A 20547-nucleotide genomic window follows, 5' to 3' on the forward strand; every position below is an offset into this window, starting at 1 on the left:
TTACAATCACAAAATGCCGTATCGATATTACCGACTTTTATTGCATTTCCCATCAAGTAAAAATATCGGGTCAAATAACCCGATATTGCTATCCATTAAATTACCTGAACAAAACGACCATTAATCAATGAGAAAATTGGTGCGGTAGTACTGAAATAAGTATCGCCATCTTCATTATTAACAGTGTAATAGGATATTGGAGAATATTCTAAAATTGATTTATTCACTAATTTAACCATTCTGCCCTGATTCATTATTTTAACGGTATAGTCATCCCAATTAATCGGTATCATTCTGAAACTTTTTTCTTTGATATCACTGTTAATAGGTTGATCGGCAAAAACACTTTCTTCACTTTCATCAGTGGCCCAAGCCCAAGCTCTAAGCGCAATTTTTTGTTGTTCCCTAAGAGTATTTATATCTTTGGCATTATAAGCCTGCCAGACCGACATATAAGCCTGTTGCAATTGCCGACGTTGCTCTGGGGTATCGGTATAAGGGGTTGCCTTCACCCATTCCCAATCAGGTAAGCCACTGATTTTTACACTACGGCTAAATCGGTACAAAGTCATATTAGGAGGAAATTCTTTCGGATTAAAATACTTTTTCTCTACATGCCCATCTTCTACATTTTGAGCCTGTACCACATGGCGTACCACCGGTGTGCTAATAGCAGCATATTTCGCTTCATTCGCGGGCGTTGTTGCCACAGGCTGACCATTTTTATCAATTGCCACTTCAATTGCCGTCAATACTTCACTTTTTTTACCACGCATAGCCGTCAGTTCCAGCGTGCATTTGGCCTCAGGGTTAAAGTGATTGCGGTTTTTATCTGATAACGTATCTGAGGAAAACCAACCCAATGCGCCAAATTCCAGACTGACTTCATTTTCACCATTTGCCATTAATAGCATGGAAGCTGTACTGGCGGTACCAAATCCCCGACCTTCCCGAGCCGAATTACGGTTGTCTATTCCTGTTACACCATTGGTTTTAATATCACAAAAGGCATACTGAATATCGAATAAACTGCGGATATACAACTGCGGTTCATTTGCATTAGCGCCTTGCATTACCATCACGCCTAAACCTGACATAATAATAACTACTAATAACAGCAATAACAGTTTCAATCTCATTTTATCCTCACATTCCGGTGTAACCCGGTGATAAGTGGAATATTATTCAACTTTAATATTAACCAAATCCACAATCCCAGAGTCGTTTTACAAACACCAAACGCTATATCGATGTCACCGACTTTTATTACATTTCCCGCCAAGAAAAAATATCGGGTCAAATAACCCGATATTGCTATCCATTAAATTACCTGAACAAAACGGCCATTAATTAATGAGAAAATCGGCGCGGTAGTAGCCCAAACTGTTTCCCCATCTTCCTCATCAACGTAATAGTAGGATACCGGAGAACTTCCCGGATCTGATTTATTCACTAGTCTGATCATTTTACCCTGATTCATTATCTGAACCCGGTAGTTATCCCAATCAATTGGCTTCATCCTGAAATTTTTTGCATTGACATTATTATAAATAGGCTGATCAGCAAAAATACTCTCTTCACTTTCACCAGTGGCCCAAGCCCAAGCTTTGAGCGCGATTTTTCGTTGGTCACGAATTACCTGCAAATTTTTTGCCTGATAAGCCTGCCAGACCGCCACATAAGCCTGCTGCAATTGCTGACGTTGTTCTGGGGTATCGGTATAAGGGGTTGCTTTCTCCCATTCCCAATCAGGTAAGCCACTGATTTTTACATTACGACTAAACCGGTATAAAGTCATATTGGGTGGATATTCTTTCGGATCAAAATACTTTTTCTCTATATGCCCAGCTTCTATTTTTTCTGCCTGTATCACATGACGTACTACCGGTGTGCTAATAGCGGCATATTTCGCTTCATTTGCAGGTGTTATTGCCATAGGCTGACCATTTTTATTTATTGCTACTTCAATTGCCGTCAGCACCTCACTCCTTTTGCCACGCATGGCCGTCAATTCTAGACTACATTTCGCTTCAGGATTAAAGTGGTTACGGGTTTCATCTGATAGCTTATCTGGGGAAAACCAACCCAGAGCACCAAATTCCAGACTGATTTCATTTTCACCATTTGCCATTAATAGCATGGAAGCTGTACTGGCGGTACCAAATCCCCGGCCTTCCCGGGCTGAATCTCTATTATCCATTCCCGTTACGCCATTGGTTTTAATATCACAAAAGGCGTATTGGATATCGAATAAACTGCGAATATACAACCTCGGTTCATTTGCATTAGCGCCTTGCATTACCATCACTCCTAAACCTGACATAGTAATCACGCCTAATAATAGCAATAACCATTTTAATCTCATTTTATCCTCACATTCCGGTGTAACCCGGTGATAAGTGGAATATTATTCAACTTCAATATTAACCAAACCCACAATCCCAGTGTCGTTTTACAATCACCAAATGCTGTATCGATATTACCGACTTTTATTGCATTTCCCATCAAGTAAAAATATCGGGTCAAATAACCCGATATTGCCACCATTAAATCACCTGAACAAAACGGCCATTAATTAATGAAAAGATTGGTGCGACAGTAGCCAAAACCGTTTCTCCATCTTCTTCATCAACATAATAGTAAGATATTGGAGAACTTTCTGGATCTGATTTATTCACCAACCTGACCATTCTTCCCTGATTCATTATTTTCACTCTGTAGTCATCCCAATTAATTGGCTTCATTTTGAAACTTTTTATCTTGATATTATGGTAAACAGATTGATCAGCAAAAACACTCTCTTCACTTTCACCGGAAGCCCAAGCCCAGGCTTTGAGCGCAACTTTTTGTTGATCACGGAGTGTATTCAAATCCTTAGCGTTATAAGCCTGCCAGGCCGCTACATAAGCTTGTTGTAATTGCCGACGTTGCTCTGGAGTATCTATATAAGGGGTTGCTTTCTCCCATGCCCAATCAGGTAAGCCACTGATTTTTACATTTCGGCTAAACCGATATAAAGTCATATCAGGTGGAAATTTCCGGATATCAAAATAGTCTTTATCTTTATGTCCAGCCTCTACGTTTTCTGCCTGAATCGTATGACGCACCACTGGTGTACTAATAGCAGCATATTTCGCTTCATTTGCGGGTGTTATTGCCACAGGCTGACCATTTTTATCTATCGCTACTTCAATTGCGGTCAGCACCTCGCTCTTTTCACCACGCATGGCCGTCAATTCCAGATTACATTTGGCTTCAGGATTAAAGTGGTTGCGGATTTCATCTGATAGCTTATCCGGGGAAAACCAACCCAATGCGCCAAATTCCAGACTGATTTCATTTTCACCGTTTGTCATAAATAACATGGAAGCCGTACTGGCAGTACCAAATCCCCGACCTCGCCGGGCTGAGTTTCGATTATCCATTCCCGTTACGCCATTGGTTTTGATGTCACAAAAGGAATATTGGATATCGAATAAACTGCGAATATACAACCTCGGTTCATTTGCATTAGCACCCTGCATTACCATCACACCTAAACCTGACATAATAATCACTCCTAATAATAGCAATAATAGTTTCAATCTCATTTTATCCTCACATTCCGGGTAATCCGGTGATAAACGGGATGTTATCCATCTTAGGCTTAAAGTTAGGATCATAACCCATTTCCCACGATGTTGTTTCAGCGCCCGGGACTATCTCCGGCCGAGTAATAGGCCGCTCTTCCCCTATCAGATTAATTCTTAACGGAGATTCACTGGCTTTTAACGGATCGGCAATAACCCATTTCCACTTCTCTGTAATTTTAATGATAGATTTTTCACCATTTTCTTTCTTTGCATCCACATCTACCTCAAATTCCGCAACAATCCCATTGTGGTAGCCAGCAAGATCGATCCCTTTATCATGCTGATCAAGTTCAAAACCCGCCGCTGTTTTTACAGCCACACCCACTCCCATTGCGGCTTCCATTATCATAATATGGGTCTTAAAGGCGACATTCATTTTTCCTTCCAGACTCAATTTCAAATCATTCTTATCACCGGCGTCAAAAGTCCACTGCTTTTGTTTATAAGCGGCACCCAACTGAAAGGACAGATTGCATGCCAAAATAAGGCAACATTCCAGATCTAAATAGTTTTTATCATTTGAATTCCTGCGGGCCAGCGCCTCCCTGAATTTGGCTGCCACACTTTTTATCTTGCAATACGCCGCCCCCATTTGGATAAGATCCAGTTTTGCCGTCATCCCCATAAAAGGCGCGGCGCTGAAACCCAAAAAATGGGTACGGTCATCCATCGAAGTGGTTCGGTCATAAGCATAAGCCAGTCCAATATTGATGGGGTCCACTTTGAGCTCAAGCAGTTGGTAGCTGCGGGTGCCTTTTGAATCCGGATCGGGCGCCAGGTATTCTTTGGTATAACCCAGCAGTTTTTCCACCCGATTGATAGCCTCTAAATTGGGCAGGGTTTTCCTCACCTTATTCACTTCCGCAAACTTCGCCGAGTAATCCATATCCTGAACCGTTAAAGCGTACTCGACGTTAATGGCCGTCTGTCGGGTCAGATAAAATGGGTCCGTATGGGTTGTCCACCCACTGCGCAGTTTATTGCCATTTTTAGGCTTGACATTTTCCATCGCCAGACGCGCTTTTTTCTGTTCATCACGCCGCTCCTTTACAGAACGTTCTCCGTGGGAAAAATCAAAGCTCAATCCAACCGAAACCATAAAACTGACCGATGGGTAAACCGCTATCGTCGCGTACTGTTGATTATCCAGGCAACCCTGGGTTATTAACTTATAATAACGCGGTTCACTGTACATATCTGTCGGATTGGCAAGATTAGATAAATAAAACCAGACACTTTCCAAATCACTTTCAATCTCAGCGTCTTTTAGCTGATCTTTATAAAATAATGTCACCTCCTGTGGTGCATTAAATTCTAGCGTTTTCTCTTTCTGCCCTCCCGTCAGCACCGCATGATGTTTATCTGCGTTATTACATTTACCTTCAATCTGTATCGTCCCTTTTTGACCTTTTCCATCATCAATCAGACCCATTTTAATTACCGGCTTTTCAGGCCACACCTGAGTATTCTGACCAAAAGTGACGCTGATTTTATAAATACAGGGGTCCGGGTTGTCGCATGTCATGCAGGCAACACCGGCACGGGATGAAATAGTTTGTTCAGCCATATCTATTACCTTATCAATTACCTTTTAATTACCTAATCGGGGATAAAACCCAATTCGCTTTTTAATAATGTTTCCATCCGATAATAACCCGGCCACTGGGGGTCTCTGAGTGCGGTTAACCATGCCTGCGGGATTTGCTCAAACTGATTGATATGTCTCGCCATCAGCAAATAGAGAAACCCGCCAATGGCACGTTCATCCGTGATTTCATTATCCTGACAAAAATAAAAACAATCCTCCGCTAAGGTTTTATGTTGAATAAATGTCGCCTCATCCATATAGGCGGGAGAATAATGTGTATCAGGAAGCGGGTTTTTCAATATCCGGTCTGAATGTGCCGACAGGGAGTCGTATGGCAGATCTATGGTACCGGCGCCATTATAGTAATTGACTTCATTAATAAATCGCGTCAGTTTATTAATGTATCGTTGTTCGAATAGCTCATTTAACTGAGCATATTGCTTTGTTGTGATCCGCAACATCTTTTGTCTGGAGCATGCCTCTGCGGGAAATTGTTTTCTGGCCGCGTGAAAATTATCTTCATGCTTAACACCCATCAGAGAAGTACTAATTTTATTTATCGGCCCCAGAAAACAGTGAATTTCCCAGTCACTGAGGACACTGAGAAACTCCCAGATATTGCGCGGATCATAAAATCGGAAAAATACCGGTTTATCTTGATCGGGTAATAATACTTGAAGATATTTGCGTAAATGCTGACGCAATGTTTTCATATCCGCTTTTGAGTGAAGACAAATTCCCCAGCATGTTTGCCACTCCTCCAAATAAAGTCCGACTTTTTCTGTCACCTCCACCAGGTAAGGCGCCACCTTAAGCAGTTCAGGCGGCAAAGATTCGTCATAAAGACAAGTCACGGGGGGATTAAAATTTTCCAAAACAAAAAACAATCGATACTCAACTGCACCGTCAATGACGACATAACGTTTTTCAGCGGCCATCAGTCGTTATCCTCCTTTGGACAGTGTGCAACAAACAAGGAGCCGGCACTGGCGGCAGCTTGCAAAATGACCGGATTCGCCGGGCGCAATAAATCTCCGGGACTCCCCCCAGAGTTCAGATTAATAGATGGACCTTTGATATCGACACCATCAGCATGAATAACGATAAAGCTATTACCTACTTTCAGACTGATTTTGTTGCCACTTTGCACCGTAATATCGCCATTGGTATCAATACTGAGCATACCCTGAATTTTCTGTGCCACATTGCCGCCGGCCTGCAAAGTTTTGTCACCCTCAACCTGAACAACATAGTTCCCGATGGTTTTATGTTCCTGCTGCCCATCAACCGTTATTTTGCGGTTATTGGCAATCACCAGTTCATCATCATGGCCAATGCTGGTTGTACGGTTGTAATTAATTCGTTCATCTCGGGAATTCAGCACCTTAATCGCCAGATTCTTCTGAGCATGAATAAATACCTCTTCTCGATCTTTTTCATCTTCAAATCTCAGTTCATTAAAACCCTCCCCTTTATGGGTTTTTGAGCGAATTGACATCTGGGTTTTTGCTATCGGCAGACGGTTAGGCACAATGTTAGTGGCATGATAGGTACGCCCAATAATAATTGGCTGATCTGGATCGCCATGCAGAAAATCCACCAGCACTTCCTGCCCCACTCGGGGGATAGCAATCATGCCCCAGTGATTACCAGCCCAAGCCTGACTGACTCTGATCCAACAAGAACTGTGGTCATTGAATTTGCCATATTGATCCCAGGCAAACTGTACCCGCACGCGCCCGTATTCATCACAAAAGATCTCTTCCCCCTCCGGGCCAACCACTGTCGCAACTTGCAGGCCGTCAATGCGCGGTTTGGGATAAGGCAAGGGGCGCCATACCCGGTTGCGATCGCCAAAGGTGAAGCTGTTCGTTAAGGTCGTCCCCATTTCGCCGAAACGGGATTCATCCGCCTGCGGCTGTCTACCGTAATGGCTGATTTTAATCACCAGCCACAGGGTATTAAATTGCTCTTTCGGATGATCAGTAAGCGCAAACCCTGATGCCGGCGCCAAGGCAAAACAATCACTTTGTGCGCGGCCAAACATAGCGTCAGTGCGGAGTGCTTCCAGACGATATTGACTCAGGCGCTCGCCACGCTCATCTTTAAAGCGCCCGGGAAAATCATAGTAAGTGTAACTGGGCAAATCTGAACGCTGGTGATTAATTTGGCGTTCGTGATAGTAATAGTCTGCCCCCCACCGCGGATTTTTAAAAGTACGATCCTGCAACACAATGTTGGCAATCCCGACCTGTTCACGCCAGCAGAATCGATTGATGCTGCATTGGCTTCCTGTAGCGTCCAATTCTGGGTGATAAGGCAATGAAAATTTGTTATTTATCCGATGAGAATCAATGAAAATAATTATCGGTTCACCTCGCTCCTCAGTGAAATCGAAATAATAAAACATCCCTTCATCAGCCAATAAACGATGGAGAAACGCCAGATCACTCTCATCATATTGCACACAAAATTCCCGTTCAGGATGTTCATAACGCAATTGGCAATAGAAGTTTCTAACGCCATTTTCTTTCAATAATATGTCAATAATCTCAGTCACAGATTGATGCTGAAAAATACGGGAATTAACCCGTAATCCCGCACGCCATAAAGCAGGTTGAATGGTCAAGGAATAATGACTGCGATGACGGCCTGTCCTGCTTTGTTCAAACTGAGTCACAATCCCAGTTATACTGCGCTCGGGTTTTCCATCACGATAAACGGTCAGTGTCGCAAAATTATCCAGAACATCAGCGAAATTAATATCCGGATCAGCGCTGGTTAATATCGCCTCCAGACAAAATAACTCTGACAGCGCTTCATCTAGAGTAAACTCCACCACGGCAAAAGTTTTCTCCGGGAGAGAGCCGACAGTAAGTGTAAAAATCAATCCTGAATCTGCCATTACATTCCTCCTGATCCCGTGAGGTCGAGGCTCAGGGAATTAAACAGATCATGTAAAACAACCATAATTTCACCCTCTTTTACTTAAATGATTACCGAACATATTCACCGGCAGATTCATTAACCAAACTTTTCCCTGTTCAACATATGAACGGGAGGGTAGGAAATGGAAGAAATAATCAACTTATTTTTTTGAAAAAACGACATTTTATTCTAATAAAAAGAAGGGGTTTTGGTATAAAATTTCAATATATTGAATGGGTTACGTTAAAATGAATTATAATGATTTTATTAACCAAAATTGCTGGCCTAAATCAGTAATAAAAATAAAAGAGAAAAACCAAATTAGCGCAATATCTCAAACAACAATATGTTTTTTATTTTTTACTTATTAAATTGGCACTCAAATACGATAAATTCATTTATCTTATTCCTTTTACATCACTGATAAATTTCAATATTTAACTGTTATGGGAAAGTGTTAAGTTAAATTTCGCAGATAAGATTATCTGTACTATATGTAACATAATAATCGTCATGATAAGGAAAAAATAAAATGAGACTGATATATATAAACCCTAATCAAACTTTTGAGCTTTATACTGGTGGAAATATAATAATGCCTACTACTCATCATCCTAGTTTCAATATAGAAAATAGAGGTCCCGCACCAATTAGAGCAGTAAATTACTGGGCGCCTCCATTCGGAGATTACAATCAGTATGCTTTTATCGATATTCAACCCGGTGAAACTAAATTTTTCCGCAGAGTACCTAACGCGGTTTACTTCTACAAAGTTGTAGTTATTAATCTCAGTAACTACCAACACGCAGAAGCGGTAATTACTCAGTTTCTCCCCGTTCATCCACTGGCGGAAGTTTAAATTTCAACAATATATTTTTAATATGAAAATTTCTATTTCATTATCTATTTAACTGAAAATATGTAGGATATTTAATTGTCACAATTAAATACATTCAATTGGAAAAATCGCTGGCCTGAAAACCAGCGATTAATATAAATGAGGAAAACCGAATTAACGAAATATTTCAAACAACGACATGCCTTTCATATCGGTAAATGTCTTATACGATGCTTGAAGTACGGCTTGTTGTTGATAATAATTCGAAATCGCTGAGTTCCATTCTACGTCAACCAGTTGGCTCAAACGGCTTTTATTCGCCAGGCTGCGTTCCGCCCCCAAACTATCTAAGTCTTCTATTTCTCTCAGTTGTAAACCCAATACCGATTCCACCGAAGAGATATTATTCAACGCGTTGCGAGCGCCGCGGTTAGCCTTATTCAACAATTCCAGCGCATCATCACGACTCTTTTGATCTGCTTCGACAAATGGTGTTTTTAATGACTGAATCGCCATGTCTATGGTTTTAAATATATCAGATTCACTCGGGCTGCCATCCGGCTCTTTTATCGGATTACTGGTAGACGAAAGAAAGACTTGCTCTCCGGTATGTCCAATAATCATAGAGCGGTTGCTATCCACTTTCTGCGTCATTTCCTCAGAACCGCCTCGATAGCTAACTGTACCGCTGGTACTCTCATCAAAAGGTTTCACATCCGTTTTATAACCGGCAAAAATATAGCGGCCATTACCATCGGTGGTGTTACCCAAATTCACCAGTTGTTCTTTAAACCCGGTCAGTTGAATAGCCAACGAGTTACGATCTTCATCACTCAATACGCCGTTTACTGTGGCTACCAAACTTTCATGAATATTTTGCACCACCCCGACAGCTTTGGATACCACACTCAATTGCATGGAAATCGCGTTCTTAGCAAACGAGCGAGCCGTTATATATTGCTGGTTCTGAGATTCAGCTTGAGCGACCATGACCCCCTGAGATGCCGCCATCGGATCATCGGATGGATTTATCACCCGCTGACCACTGGATAGCTGTGCTCCCTGCTGCATCCATTTCGACTGAGCTGTAGTGATATTCGTCATTTTCTGATCGTATAATATATTGGTACTTACGCGCACAATTTCATTCCTTTTAAATATTCAGCTAAATGCCCAAGATATCTCAGGCTATTTTTATTAAATGGCACGTTTATTAGCGACGGAGATCCAAAATGGCATTAAATAGCGTTGCGGCAGTCTGGATAACTTGGGCATTCGCCAGATAATATTGCTGTAAGTTTTGTAATGCGCCATATTCTTCATCTACGTTGACGCCAGAAACCGACTGCTGTTCAGCGTAAAGTTGTTTAGTAATATTATTCTGAGTTTCTAAATCAACATTCGCCGTGCTGGTCTGGTTGCCAATGGTGCTGACCATCGAAGCATAAGCACCAGAAAATGATGCTTTCCCCTCTACCAATTTTTTGTTCTGCAATTCAATGAGTTTTTTGGCATTGACGTTATCACTCGCCCCACCATCTTTAGCACCGGCAGCCGCCAACTGCGATGCATCTTTAATATTAACCGCCATACTGCCAATAACACCGTTGACCGCTTTCAGTGTATATCGGTCATGCTCTTTTGCATTGGTTGGGTCAATTTCAACTTTTAATCCATCAAATTCCAGTGTATTACCTGTTACTTTGGCGGCAATATCCGCCTTATCAGAGGCACGCTGGATTTTCCAATTAGCCCCATCGTAGCTAATATGATAATCACTGGCTTTTATCGCTGAGGTATCTGTATATTCCACTTTAAAATCAGCAGAACCTTTATTTCTACTATTGGCAACCACATCCGGGTTATTAAATGTGAAGAAATCTTCACCCGATTTGCCTTTTAAATCAAAACCAGCACGGTGAACCTGATTAAATTGATCGCCCAATACCAACGCTAATTGGTTTAACTGATTACGGGAATTATCCAGCACTTCACTACGCGCCCGTAATGTGCCGCCCAATTGCCCTTTATCAATGAATTTTTCATCAATTTCAACAACATCGCCAAAACCACGATCATAACCTAATGTAATGCGACTGCTATCCGCATTAGATGAAATCGCTTCTACTCGGTAAGCGGTTGTTCCCTGAACCAGGGTCAATCCCCCCGCAAAAGAGACATTGTAAGAATCGCTATCCTGCTGAGTCACACTCACGCCAACCAGTTTATTCAGTTCATTGACCAATTGATCACGCTGATCCAGTAATGCATTCGGCTCAGCACTACCACCGCCTTTCATACGGGTAATTTCACCATTGAGTTTAGCAATTTGCTGCGCATAGTTATTAATAGATTCAGCCGAATTAGCTATTCCCCGATTAATGTTATTTTCCATTTTTCGCAGGAAGGCATCCGCATTTTGCAACTGGTTTACCAGCCCCTTTGATTTACCAATCGCTGTCGTTCTGGCCGCATCATCTTCCGCATTACTGACAACATTTTGTAAACTGGTAAAGAAGTCGTCAATGGTGTTTGACAGGTTATTCGCTTTGTCTGCCAGCAAATTATCAATCTGGGAAATTTGCTGAGAATAAGTGGTTAATGTACCTTGTTTCGCCTGAGCCTCAGACAGTTGTTGATTAATGAATTCATTATATTGACGGTTAATACTGGTGACAGTAACGCCATTTCCGATATAGCCAACGGACGTCATCGTGCCGCCGTTTTGATTGACAACTGTCGATTGCCGGTTATAACCAGGAACTTTGGAATTTGCGAGGTTATTACTTACGGTTCCCAGAGCAATTTGAGCCGCTTGAAGGCCACTCATCGCGGTATTAATAAGACTGTTGGACATCAGAAGATCCTTTTACGTTTTATTTATGTCTCCGCTAGTGGGTGGCGGCAAACAATCTTTCAGCTAAAAACAAAGTCTGAACTGCTTTAATTTATCGGCTGAACTCAATAAAACTTGAGCAAAATAGCGATCAGAATAGTTTACTCAAATCGTAGGTATAGGCTTTCACCGCCTTTTCTCCGGCATCTTTTAGCTGTTGAATAACTGAGACCAGTTTTTTCGCATATCCGGGATCGGTCGCATAACCTGCCTGTTGTAAGGAATAAGCCCCTTGCTCCGGGGTAACAGAGCGGGCAACGTTGGCGTAACGAGGACTTTCTGTCAGTAATCTGACGTAATCCTCAATCGCTTCCACGTAAGAGCCATAAACACGGAAGTTATCCTTCATTTTCTGAGGCTCGCCGTTGATATATTCTGTGGTCAGGATATTAGTTACCGGCCCTTTCCAACCTTTACCCGCTTTAATACCAAACAGATTATGACTTGGCTTGCCATCAGCGGTCAGAATCTCTCTTTGCCCCCAACCAGACTCTAATGCGGCCTGAGCGATAATCAGCAAATGAGGAATACCGCTGCGTTGGCTGGCTATCCGGGCAGGGGTCGAGAGCGTGGATACAAAATTCGTACTGTTCAGCGGCAGCGGTTTAGGCGTCGTCTCGGGTTTTGGTACCGTTCGACGGATAAATTGCTCAAGCGCCTGCCTTGGCAAGGTTTGCAAAACTTCGTTATCTAGCGTCATGGGTATCTTACCCGCTATTTCGCCAGGGGCAGTTTTAGCGCTAGAAAGTTGCTTGAGCATCATATCGGCAAAACCTAACCCCTTCTGAGCAATATTCTGCGCGATTTGCTGATCGTATATCGAAGTATAGAGACGGGTCTGTTCACTGCTCAACATGCCATCTTTAGGCAGAGCTGAACGCATGCTTTTCAGCATCATCTGAACAAAAAGCCCTTCCATTTGTTGGGCTACTTGCCGTAGCCCCTGTTGTGGATCTTTTGCCAGATTGGATTTTAACGTGTTAACCGACTGGACATCATAAGCCGCACCGGGCAGAGTTAATAAATCATTCATCAAATGATCTCCAGTTTCGCCCGCAGACAGCCTGCGCTTTCCATTGCCTGTAAGATTGACATTAAATCATTCGGGGTCGCACCCAATGCATTCAATGCTTGAATAACATGGCTCAAACTTGCACTGGCGTTAACCTGCTGCAACGCGCCATTTTGTTCACGGACAGCAACAGCGGGATTACGGGTGACAACGGTACTGCCGCCTGCTAACGGTGTATTTGGCTGACTAACAACCACCTGATTATCAACAATGACAGAAAGATTCCCTTGAGCAACCGCGCAGCTATCCAGCATGACATTGCGGTTCATCACGACCGAGCCGGTGCGAGAGTTGATAATCACTTTGGCATCACCGACATCAACGCGAAGAGTCAAATTCTGCACATGAGAAAGGAATTTAACCTGCTCACTTTTATCTCTCGGCATACTCAATTGTACTGTGCGGGCATCCAGCGGCGTTGCTGTCCCGGTTCCGCCCATACGATTGATGGTATCGCTGATTTGCTGCGCCAGTGAGAAGTCTTCGTTATTTAATTGAAGATTCAGTATGCCATTTTCACCAAACTGCGTAGGCAATTCGCGTTCAATCACTGCACCGTTACTAATCCGACCACCCGCAAGCTGATTGACTTTTACACTGCTTCCTCCCGCGCTGGCACCGGCGCCGCCAACCAGAATATTACCTTGCGCCAGAGCATAGACTTGATTATCGACACCTTTTAGTGGCGTCATCAGCAAAGTACCGCCACGTAAACTTTTAGCGTTCCCCAGCGAGGAAACCACTACGTCAATATTCTGCCCGGCACGACCAAACGGCGGTAATTTCGCAGTAACCATCACGGCAGCCACGTTTTTCAACTGCATATTGGTTCCCGGAGGAACGGTAATCCCCAATTGGGATAACATGTTGCTTAAACTTTGGGTGGTAAATGGCGTCTGAGTCGTCTGGTCACCGGTTCCATCCAATCCAACCACTAATCCATAACCAATCAACGCATTTTCCCGTACTCCTTGTACCGTGGTGAGATCACGGATACGTTCTGCGGATACCGTCGTTGTCACCAGAGTCAGCAATACAAGAAGAAGGCTGGCAGTAAATTGTTTTATCATAACCATCCCCTGTTAAAATGGTGCGACATTCAGGAAGAAACGCTGTAACCACCCCATGTGCTGCGCTTCATTAATATAGCCGTTTCCTACATATTCAATGCGGGCATCCGCGACCTGATTGGAACTGACAGTGTTATTAGCATTAATTGTCCGTGGGTTAACGACACCGGAGAAACGAATAAACTCGGTTCCCTGATTGATAGCAATCTGCTTTTCACCGACCACATGTAAGTTACCGTTTGCCAGTAACTGATCGACCGTTACGGTAATCGTTCCTCGGAAGGTGTTATTCGCATTAGCGCCGCCTTTCCCACCGAAAGTATTATCGGCTTCCATATCCAGATCAGTTTTATCTCCACCAATTAACCCACTAAGAAAACGGGGAGTCAGTGCTGCGGAAAACGTGTTTTTTCCATTACGGCTGGCATTAGCCGAAGAGTTCTTACTGGCGCTGACATTTTCTTGCAATGTAATCGTCAGGGTATCGCCAATATTTCGGGGTCGGCGATCTTCAAATAGCGGCTGATAACCATAATAAACCGGCTGTACTACTTGAAAAATAGCGCCATTAGGGACTGGCGCGGTTGCCGCAGAAGGTGCTGCGGTGGTTGCTCCCTCAACCAGGGGTTTTTGCGGTATATACGCACAGCCCGTTAGTGACAATACCGCCAGTGCTATACTACAACGCCATTTATTCGCCACATTTTTCCGTAAATGGCGGAACTGACAAACGGCGCTGGTCTCGGCAACAGCCATTGTATCCATCTTCGATACTCTTTATTTATCCCTGAATAACGGGGAAACTGAGTGTTTCCCCGCGGTTCTGATTGACGATTAGGTTATAACTGAGTCAGTTTTTGTAGCATCTGATCAGACGTCGACACCGCTTTAGTGTTAACTTCATAAGCGCGCTGAGTTTGAATCATGTTGACCAATTCTTCCGCGATATTGACGTTAGATGTTTCGACATATTTATGCTGGAGCAACCCTGCGCCATTGATTCCCGGTGTATTTTCAATCGGTACGCCAGAGCTGCTAGTCTCTACATAAAGGTTTTCACCAATACTTTCTAACCCACTGTCATTGATAAAGGTTGTCAGGGTAAATTGACCTATTTGCTGAGATGCAGATTGCCCCTGTACTTTCACACTGACAATACCATCACTGCTAATGGTGAGGTCCGTCGCATTATCAGGAATAGTAATGGTAGGGAAGATCAAAAAACCGCTAGCGGTCGTCAACTGCCCGTTTTGATCTTCCTGAAATGAACCGTCACGGGTATAGGCGCTGGTACCATCAGGTAACTGAACTTGAAAGAAACCCTTTCCTCTAATAGCAACATTATGGCTGTTATTAGTTTCAGATAAGTTTCCCTGACTATGTATACGTTCTGTTGCTACCGGGCGCACTCCAGTACCTATCTGTAAACCAGAAGGTAAGCGGGTTTGCTCCGATGACATCGCCCCTGGTTGACGAATGTTCTGGTAAAGCAGATCTTCAAAAATGGCACGCTGGCGTTTAAAACCATTGGTGCTGACGTTCGCCAAGTTGTTGGCAATCACATCCATATTAGTTTGCTGAGCATCCAGCCCAGTTTTAGCAATCCATAATGATCGGATCATCGGTTTTATCCTCTGTGTCTAAATCAACTTATTGCTAATAGCTGATTAGCACGTTGTGCATTTTCATCTGAGCTATGGATGACTTTCATCTGCATTTCAAAACGGCGGGCATTGGCAATCATACTCACCATGCTTTCCATTGGGTTGACGTTACTCCCTTCAAGCACACCGGGCATTAATTTCACCTCATCACTGGCTGGCAAGGCATCACCCTGTAACCCTTGCGCCTGTTCCGTCATGTGAAAGAGACCATCATCACCGCGGACTAGCTGATCGCTCTCCGGTTTCACCATTTTCAGTCTGCCAATTTGCCCCAACTGTGTTGGCGGATCACCAGGAATCAGTGCAGATAGAGAACCATCCGTCGCCAGGGTTAACTCAGCCTGCGGCGGAATATTTATCGGGCCGTTGTCCCCCATCAACAAGTTACCTTGAACAGTTAACTGACCTTCCGCTGAAATCTGAATACTGCCGTTACGCGTGTAAGCCTCAGTACCATCTTCAAGCTGAACCGCCAGATATCCCCCCTGTCCAATCGCCACATCCAACGGACGAGAGGTATAGTTCATCGGCCCCTGACGATTGTCAGAACCGGGCGTTGAAGCCACAACCAAAGTTCGGGTGTTAAAGGCGGCCCCTTCAACAGGCACCGCCCGCAAAGCAGCCAGTTGCGCCTTAAAACCCGGCGTCGATGCATTCGCCAGATTATTTGCCGTCACTGCCTGATGCTCTAGTGTCTGACGAGCGCCGCCCATTGCGGTATAAATGACATGATCCATAATGCTATCCTGAAACTATCAGCGCATACTGACCAGCGTTTGCAAGATCTGATCTTGGGTTTTAATGGTTTGCGCACTGGATTGGTAGTTGCGCTGCGCCACGATCATATTAACCAGTTCCTGGCTCATATCGACGTTGGATGCTTCCAGCGAACCACTGAGCAATTTGCCAAAACCGCCAGAATCCGCAATGCCGACAACAGGGTTGCCAGAAGCCCCCGTCTCTACCCAAACGTTGTCTCCCTGCGCTGACATCCCCTCCGGGTTAGCGAAATTAGCCAGAACGATCTGACCCAATAACTGGGATTGTTTATTGGAATAGGTGCCGACAACGCTGCCATCTGACTCAATACGGTAGCCACTGAATTCACCTGCGGTATAACCGTCTGTCTTGAGTGTCGATATGCTATCAGCATCAATTTTCTGCTGCTTACTGCCATTAAAATCAATAGTGATATCAGCAGCATTAGAACCATTCAGAGAGGGAACATTAAATGTAAACTGATTATTGTCACCAATCAGTTTACCGTTGCCATCAAATTTCAACGTCCCCAACGAAGCGGCTTTAGCGCCCTCTACCGCACTATCCTGAGCATGAACCTGCCATTCATTATCGTTCGTTTTCACAAAGAAAACCTTGATATTATGCGGGTTACCCAGGCTATCAAAAGTGGTAACACTGGCAGGATAGTTATAAGAATCCTTATTTTCTGGCGAGAAAGCATCTGTCGGTTTTTTATGCATCGAATTAAGGTTGGTTGTCATCGTAACCTTAGTTGTTGCTTTAGCCGCCAACATACCTTGAGGTATTGTAATCGGCTCTGGGTTAGCCCCTTTCTGAATCTCCGGCGCGCCGCCATTGATACTGGCTGCGGGATAGCCGGTCAATTTCATGCCTTGCATGTTGATAATATTACGGTTCTCATCCATCTTGAATTGACCGTTACGGGAATAGTAGATCTTACCATCACCGCCTTGCATACGGAAAAAACCGCTTTGAGTGATCGCTAAATCAAGTGGGCGATTGGTCGTCGTCGGCGTACCATCTTTAAAATTCTGATTAACACCCGATATTTTTACCCCCAGCCCCACCTGAGAACCGGCAAAAATGTCAGAAAAAGCAACCGTGCTGGATTTAAAACCATATGTCGCCGCGTTAGCGATATTATTACCAATAACATCCAAATTACCTGCCGCGGCATTCAAACCACTTACTGCTTGTGAAAAAGCCATATTATTCTCCGTTAAAATTCTTGCTGGTTAAAGAATCTGACGTATCTGATCCATAGTGACGGCGCCAATCCGCCCTAAATCTAACTTAGCGCCATCCGCGTCACGAGTAATACCCCTCGCCTCCGCGTACCTCAGCTGCTGAAATACGCTCGGACCGCCCTTAGAACTGGCTTCTATGGTGATTTTATAAGCGCCATCCTCAGCTATAGCACCATCTTCTTTTGTGCCATCCCAAGTGAAATTATGAACACCCGCTTCCAACGCACCGAGATCAATTTGGCGTACAACCCCGCCTTGCTTATCAATAATGGTGACTTTCACACTATCCGCCGGTCTTTCCAGCTCAATACCATATTTTGACGTGCTGATGCTTCCATTTTCCTTTGAACCCACCAAGATGGTATCCCCTGGGATCATCACGCCTCGTCCAATCAGAGCCGATGCCTGTACAGATTGATTATTATTTATCTGACCGACAATGAACCCCAGTGTGGTATTCAGCTTTTCGATCCCCTCTAGTGTGTTAATCTGCGCCAAATGGGAAGTCAGCTCATTGTTCTTCATCGGGTTAGTTGGGTCTTGATTTTTCATTTGCGCGAGCAACAATTTCATGAAATTGCTATTCAGCTCTTCACTATTCTTTTTCTTGCTGGTGGATGCTGACTCCCCAACAATCATGTTATCCAAAGATCCATTTATTGAACCGGTAATGGCCATGAGCCGCTCCTGTTATTGACCTAACGTCAATGTTTTCAACATTATTGATTTAGTTGTATTAAGCACTTCAACGTTGGCTTGATAACTACGGGAAGCGGAAATGGTGTTAATCATTTCTCCGACCACATCAACGTTTGGCATACGCACATAACCCTTCTCATCGGCCAACGGGTGTCCCGGTTGATACTCAAGGCGGAAAGGAGTGGGATCATCAACAATTTCACTGACTCTGACGCCGCCGGTTTCCTGCCCTGCCGGTGCGGCAACACGAAAAACCACCTGTTTAGCCCGATATGGCTGACCATCAGGCCCCGCAACACTATCGGCATTTGCCATATTGCTGGCGCTGACATTTAATCGTTGGGATTGAGCTGATAATGCCGAGCCGGCAATATCAAAAACACTGAGTAAAGACATTGCCCTTATCCTTGCTGTAAGACTGACATCATGCTTTTAACCTGAGAGCTGGTCGCAGTCAGTTCAGCCTGATATTTCAAGCTGTTATCCATAAAATTGCTGCGTTCCATATCCATATCTACCGTGTTGCCATCCATCGCTGGCTGATAAGGCACCCGATACAGTAAGTCCATTTCCATTCTCTTCTGAGGCTGAATAGGAATATGCCGATCGGATGTCAGCGTCAGCCCGATCCCGTTTCCGGCGACCCGACCGTGTGCAATGGTTTTTTTCAGTTGTGTGGCGAAATCAATATCCCGCGCTTGATAACCGGGCGTATCCGCATTAGCGATATTAGCGGACAATATTTCTTGCCGCCGAGATCGCAATGACAGGGCTTCCTGCTGAAAATGAAAGGCTGCATCTAATTTATCGAGCATATTCCTCCCTCTGATGTGACTGACCTGTGTTGTGAACTTTTAATCGCGCTTTTCACGATCGCGAAATTCGCAGTAAACAGAATAAACGCAGAAGGAAAAGCCTATCGGGTGAATAGACGCTAATTGGATTGCTATTTATCCCATTGACTGATATTCGATACAGGTACACTTACACGCGACTAAATATACGCAACCAAACAGCAGCGTATTGACCGACAGAAATAATGAGAGCGAGAAGATGCACGCTATAAACATTATCGGGCTGTTCGCATTTTTCTTTATCACTTCGATGGCATGGGGCAATAATTTACCCCAAGCTATAGAGCACTATTTCCAGCAGATACATAAGGATAATCACCGCAAAGTTTCTGTTAACATCAGAACCCCTGAACAACAATGGCCCCAGTGTGAACGGCCAGAAATTCAACCCGCTATCGGTGGTCAAAACTGGGGAAATCTCTCCTTACCTGTTATCTGCCATCAACAACGCAAATTCATTCAAGTCGCTGTCAGTGTGACAGGAAATTATCTGGTTACCCGCCGAACCATCTCACGTAATGATGTTTTATCAGAGGACGATTTTCAGGTCAGAAGCGGATTACTGGAAAAATTACCCCATGATCTGGTTATTAACAAAAATGAAATAAAAAACAGCATTACGATACGTAACATCCCGGCAGGACAAGTCATTACACGTAATATGTTACGCCGTCCGTGGACAGTACGGTCAGGCCAGAGTGTGGTGGTGATTGTTCAGGGAAATGGCTTTCAGATACGGAATGAAGGGAAAGCTATTAATAACGCCGCCATTTCTGATAAAGTCAGGGTTCGAATGAATTCAGGGCACGTTATAACCGGCCAAGCATTAGAAAACGGCAGTGTAAAAATCATGTTATAAGTTACTAAAGTTTTCTTTCACTGTGCCGATATAACCAGCAGAGCACGATTTGCAGGTATGCAAATGGCATATAACCTGCTCCGATCCATAGGTGAACCTATGCCTGGCCATAAAGGATAATAATTATGAGTATCGAACGCACTCACCCCTTATTAGCTATCGCTGCCGTTCAACAGCGACCAACTAATGAAAGCGCCCAAGGCACCCGCAAAACCTCCGGCGTTACCTTACAAAGCAGCGATGCACAAGTAAAACTGAGCGAAGCACAAACAAAATTGGTTCAACCAAGCAGCCAGGATATCAATATCCAAAAGGTACAAAAGTTGAAAGAAGCTATTGCTCAAGGAACCTTAAAAATGAACAGCGGTAAAATCGCAGATGCCTTGCTCAAAGAAGCCGCCGAAAACTTTCAGTACGATAAGAAATAATTGAACCCGC

Annotated in this window: 21 protein-coding genes; 3 read left to right on the plus strand and 18 right to left on the minus strand. The window is 43.9% G+C overall.

Going from position 1 to position 20547, the window contains the following annotated elements; translation table 11 throughout:
* Nucleotides 1-95: 95 nt before the first annotated feature.
* The 7 genes from C6H66_RS12390 to C6H66_RS12420 all read right to left on the minus strand — a co-directional run bounded on the left by C6H66_RS12390 (nucleotide 96) and on the right by C6H66_RS12420 (nucleotide 8125).
* A complete protein-coding gene (locus C6H66_RS12390; protein ID WP_105395751.1) occupies nucleotides 96-1139 on the minus strand; it encodes a hypothetical protein in 1044 nt (347 codons plus the stop codon).
* Between the two features lie 182 nt (nucleotides 1140-1321).
* A complete protein-coding gene (locus C6H66_RS12395; protein ID WP_105395752.1) occupies nucleotides 1322-2365 on the minus strand; it encodes a hypothetical protein in 1044 nt (347 codons plus the stop codon).
* Nucleotides 2362-2547 carry a hypothetical protein gene (locus C6H66_RS12400; RefSeq protein ID WP_105395753.1) on the minus strand — a complete coding sequence of 62 codons (186 nt, stop codon included), beginning with the start codon at nucleotides 2545-2547 and terminating at the stop codon, nucleotides 2362-2364. The genes C6H66_RS12395 and C6H66_RS12400 overlap by 4 nt, the downstream gene beginning before the upstream one ends.
* Nucleotides 2547-3548 carry a hypothetical protein gene (locus C6H66_RS12405; protein WP_248000666.1) on the minus strand — a complete coding sequence of 334 codons (1002 nt, stop codon included), beginning with the start codon at nucleotides 3546-3548 and terminating at the stop codon, nucleotides 2547-2549. Before C6H66_RS12405 ends, C6H66_RS12400 begins: the two co-directional genes overlap by 1 nt.
* A 49-nt stretch (nucleotides 3549-3597) precedes the next feature.
* Complete coding sequence (locus C6H66_RS12410) at nucleotides 3598-5199, minus strand: hypothetical protein (protein ID WP_105395755.1); 1602 nt, start codon at nucleotides 5197-5199, stop codon at nucleotides 3598-3600.
* A gap of 32 nt (nucleotides 5200-5231) precedes the next feature.
* Nucleotides 5232-6158, minus strand: a complete 927-nt coding sequence (locus C6H66_RS12415; RefSeq protein WP_036807453.1) for a DUF4123 domain-containing protein — start codon at nucleotides 6156-6158, stop codon at nucleotides 5232-5234.
* Nucleotides 6158-8125, minus strand: coding sequence for a type VI secretion system Vgr family protein (locus C6H66_RS12420; protein WP_036807450.1), 1968 nt, complete (start codon nucleotides 8123-8125; stop codon nucleotides 6158-6160). Before C6H66_RS12420 ends, C6H66_RS12415 begins: the two co-directional genes overlap by 1 nt.
* A 618-nt stretch (nucleotides 8126-8743) precedes the next feature.
* Between C6H66_RS12420 and C6H66_RS12425 the strand changes: the two genes are divergently transcribed.
* The gene (locus C6H66_RS12425) at nucleotides 8744-9007 is read left to right on the plus strand and encodes a hypothetical protein (RefSeq protein ID WP_241509783.1); all 264 of its coding nucleotides are present in this window, start codon (nucleotides 8744-8746) and stop codon (nucleotides 9005-9007) included.
* A 153-nt stretch (nucleotides 9008-9160) separates the two neighbouring features.
* Here the strand turns inward: C6H66_RS12425 and flgL are convergent, their stop codons facing one another.
* The 11 genes from flgL to flgB form a co-directional block, all read right to left on the minus strand.
* Complete coding sequence (gene flgL, locus C6H66_RS12430) at nucleotides 9161-10126, minus strand: flagellar hook-associated protein FlgL (protein WP_036807445.1); 966 nt, start codon at nucleotides 10124-10126, stop codon at nucleotides 9161-9163.
* Nucleotides 10127-10199: 73 nt separating this feature from the next.
* Nucleotides 10200-11843, minus strand: coding sequence for a flagellar hook-associated protein FlgK (gene flgK / locus C6H66_RS12435; protein WP_105395757.1), 1644 nt, complete (start codon nucleotides 11841-11843; stop codon nucleotides 10200-10202).
* 130 nt (nucleotides 11844-11973) lie between these two features.
* Nucleotides 11974-12915 (minus strand): flagellar assembly peptidoglycan hydrolase FlgJ, encoded by a 942-nt coding sequence (flgJ, locus tag C6H66_RS12440; RefSeq protein WP_046395433.1) that lies wholly within the window; start codon nucleotides 12913-12915, stop codon nucleotides 11974-11976.
* Nucleotides 12915-14024, minus strand: a complete 1110-nt coding sequence (locus tag C6H66_RS12445) for a flagellar basal body P-ring protein FlgI (RefSeq protein ID WP_105395758.1) — start codon at nucleotides 14022-14024, stop codon at nucleotides 12915-12917. The genes flgJ and C6H66_RS12445 overlap by 1 nt, the downstream gene beginning before the upstream one ends.
* A 12-nt stretch (nucleotides 14025-14036) precedes the next feature.
* Nucleotides 14037-14789, minus strand: coding sequence for a flagellar basal body L-ring protein FlgH (locus tag C6H66_RS12450; protein WP_105395759.1), 753 nt, complete (start codon nucleotides 14787-14789; stop codon nucleotides 14037-14039).
* Between the two features lie 74 nt (nucleotides 14790-14863).
* Entirely contained in the window at nucleotides 14864-15646 is a 783-nt protein-coding gene (flgG, locus tag C6H66_RS12455; RefSeq protein WP_036807432.1) for a flagellar basal-body rod protein FlgG, read from the minus strand.
* Nucleotides 15647-15669: 23 nt separating this feature from the next.
* On the minus strand, nucleotides 15670-16425 hold the full coding sequence (locus C6H66_RS12460; protein ID WP_036807430.1) for a flagellar basal body rod protein FlgF: 756 nt from the start codon (nucleotides 16423-16425) through the stop codon (nucleotides 15670-15672).
* 18 nt (nucleotides 16426-16443) lie between these two features.
* Nucleotides 16444-17658 (minus strand): flagellar hook protein FlgE, encoded by a 1215-nt coding sequence (gene flgE / locus C6H66_RS12465; protein ID WP_105395760.1) that lies wholly within the window; start codon nucleotides 17656-17658, stop codon nucleotides 16444-16446.
* A gap of 27 nt (nucleotides 17659-17685) precedes the next feature.
* Nucleotides 17686-18375 (minus strand): flagellar hook assembly protein FlgD, encoded by a 690-nt coding sequence (gene flgD, locus C6H66_RS12470; protein ID WP_105395761.1) that lies wholly within the window; start codon nucleotides 18373-18375, stop codon nucleotides 17686-17688.
* A 12-nt stretch (nucleotides 18376-18387) separates the two neighbouring features.
* Nucleotides 18388-18792 (minus strand): flagellar basal body rod protein FlgC, encoded by a 405-nt coding sequence (flgC, locus tag C6H66_RS12475; protein ID WP_036771447.1) that lies wholly within the window; start codon nucleotides 18790-18792, stop codon nucleotides 18388-18390.
* A 5-nt stretch (nucleotides 18793-18797) separates the two neighbouring features.
* Nucleotides 18798-19211 (minus strand): flagellar basal body rod protein FlgB, encoded by a 414-nt coding sequence (gene flgB, locus C6H66_RS12480; RefSeq protein WP_036807421.1) that lies wholly within the window; start codon nucleotides 19209-19211, stop codon nucleotides 18798-18800.
* Between the two features lie 238 nt (nucleotides 19212-19449).
* Between flgB and flgA the strand changes: the two genes are divergently transcribed.
* Complete coding sequence (flgA, locus tag C6H66_RS12485; protein ID WP_105395762.1) at nucleotides 19450-20109, plus strand: flagellar basal body P-ring formation chaperone FlgA; 660 nt, start codon at nucleotides 19450-19452, stop codon at nucleotides 20107-20109.
* A gap of 125 nt (nucleotides 20110-20234) precedes the next feature.
* Entirely contained in the window at nucleotides 20235-20537 is a 303-nt protein-coding gene (flgM, locus tag C6H66_RS12490) for a flagellar biosynthesis anti-sigma factor FlgM (RefSeq protein WP_036807414.1), read from the plus strand.
* Nucleotides 20538-20547 lie beyond the last annotated feature (10 nt).

The sequence above is a fragment of the Photorhabdus hindustanensis genome, assembly GCF_002968995.1.
GTDB lineage: Bacteria > Pseudomonadota > Gammaproteobacteria > Enterobacterales > Enterobacteriaceae > Photorhabdus > Photorhabdus akhurstii.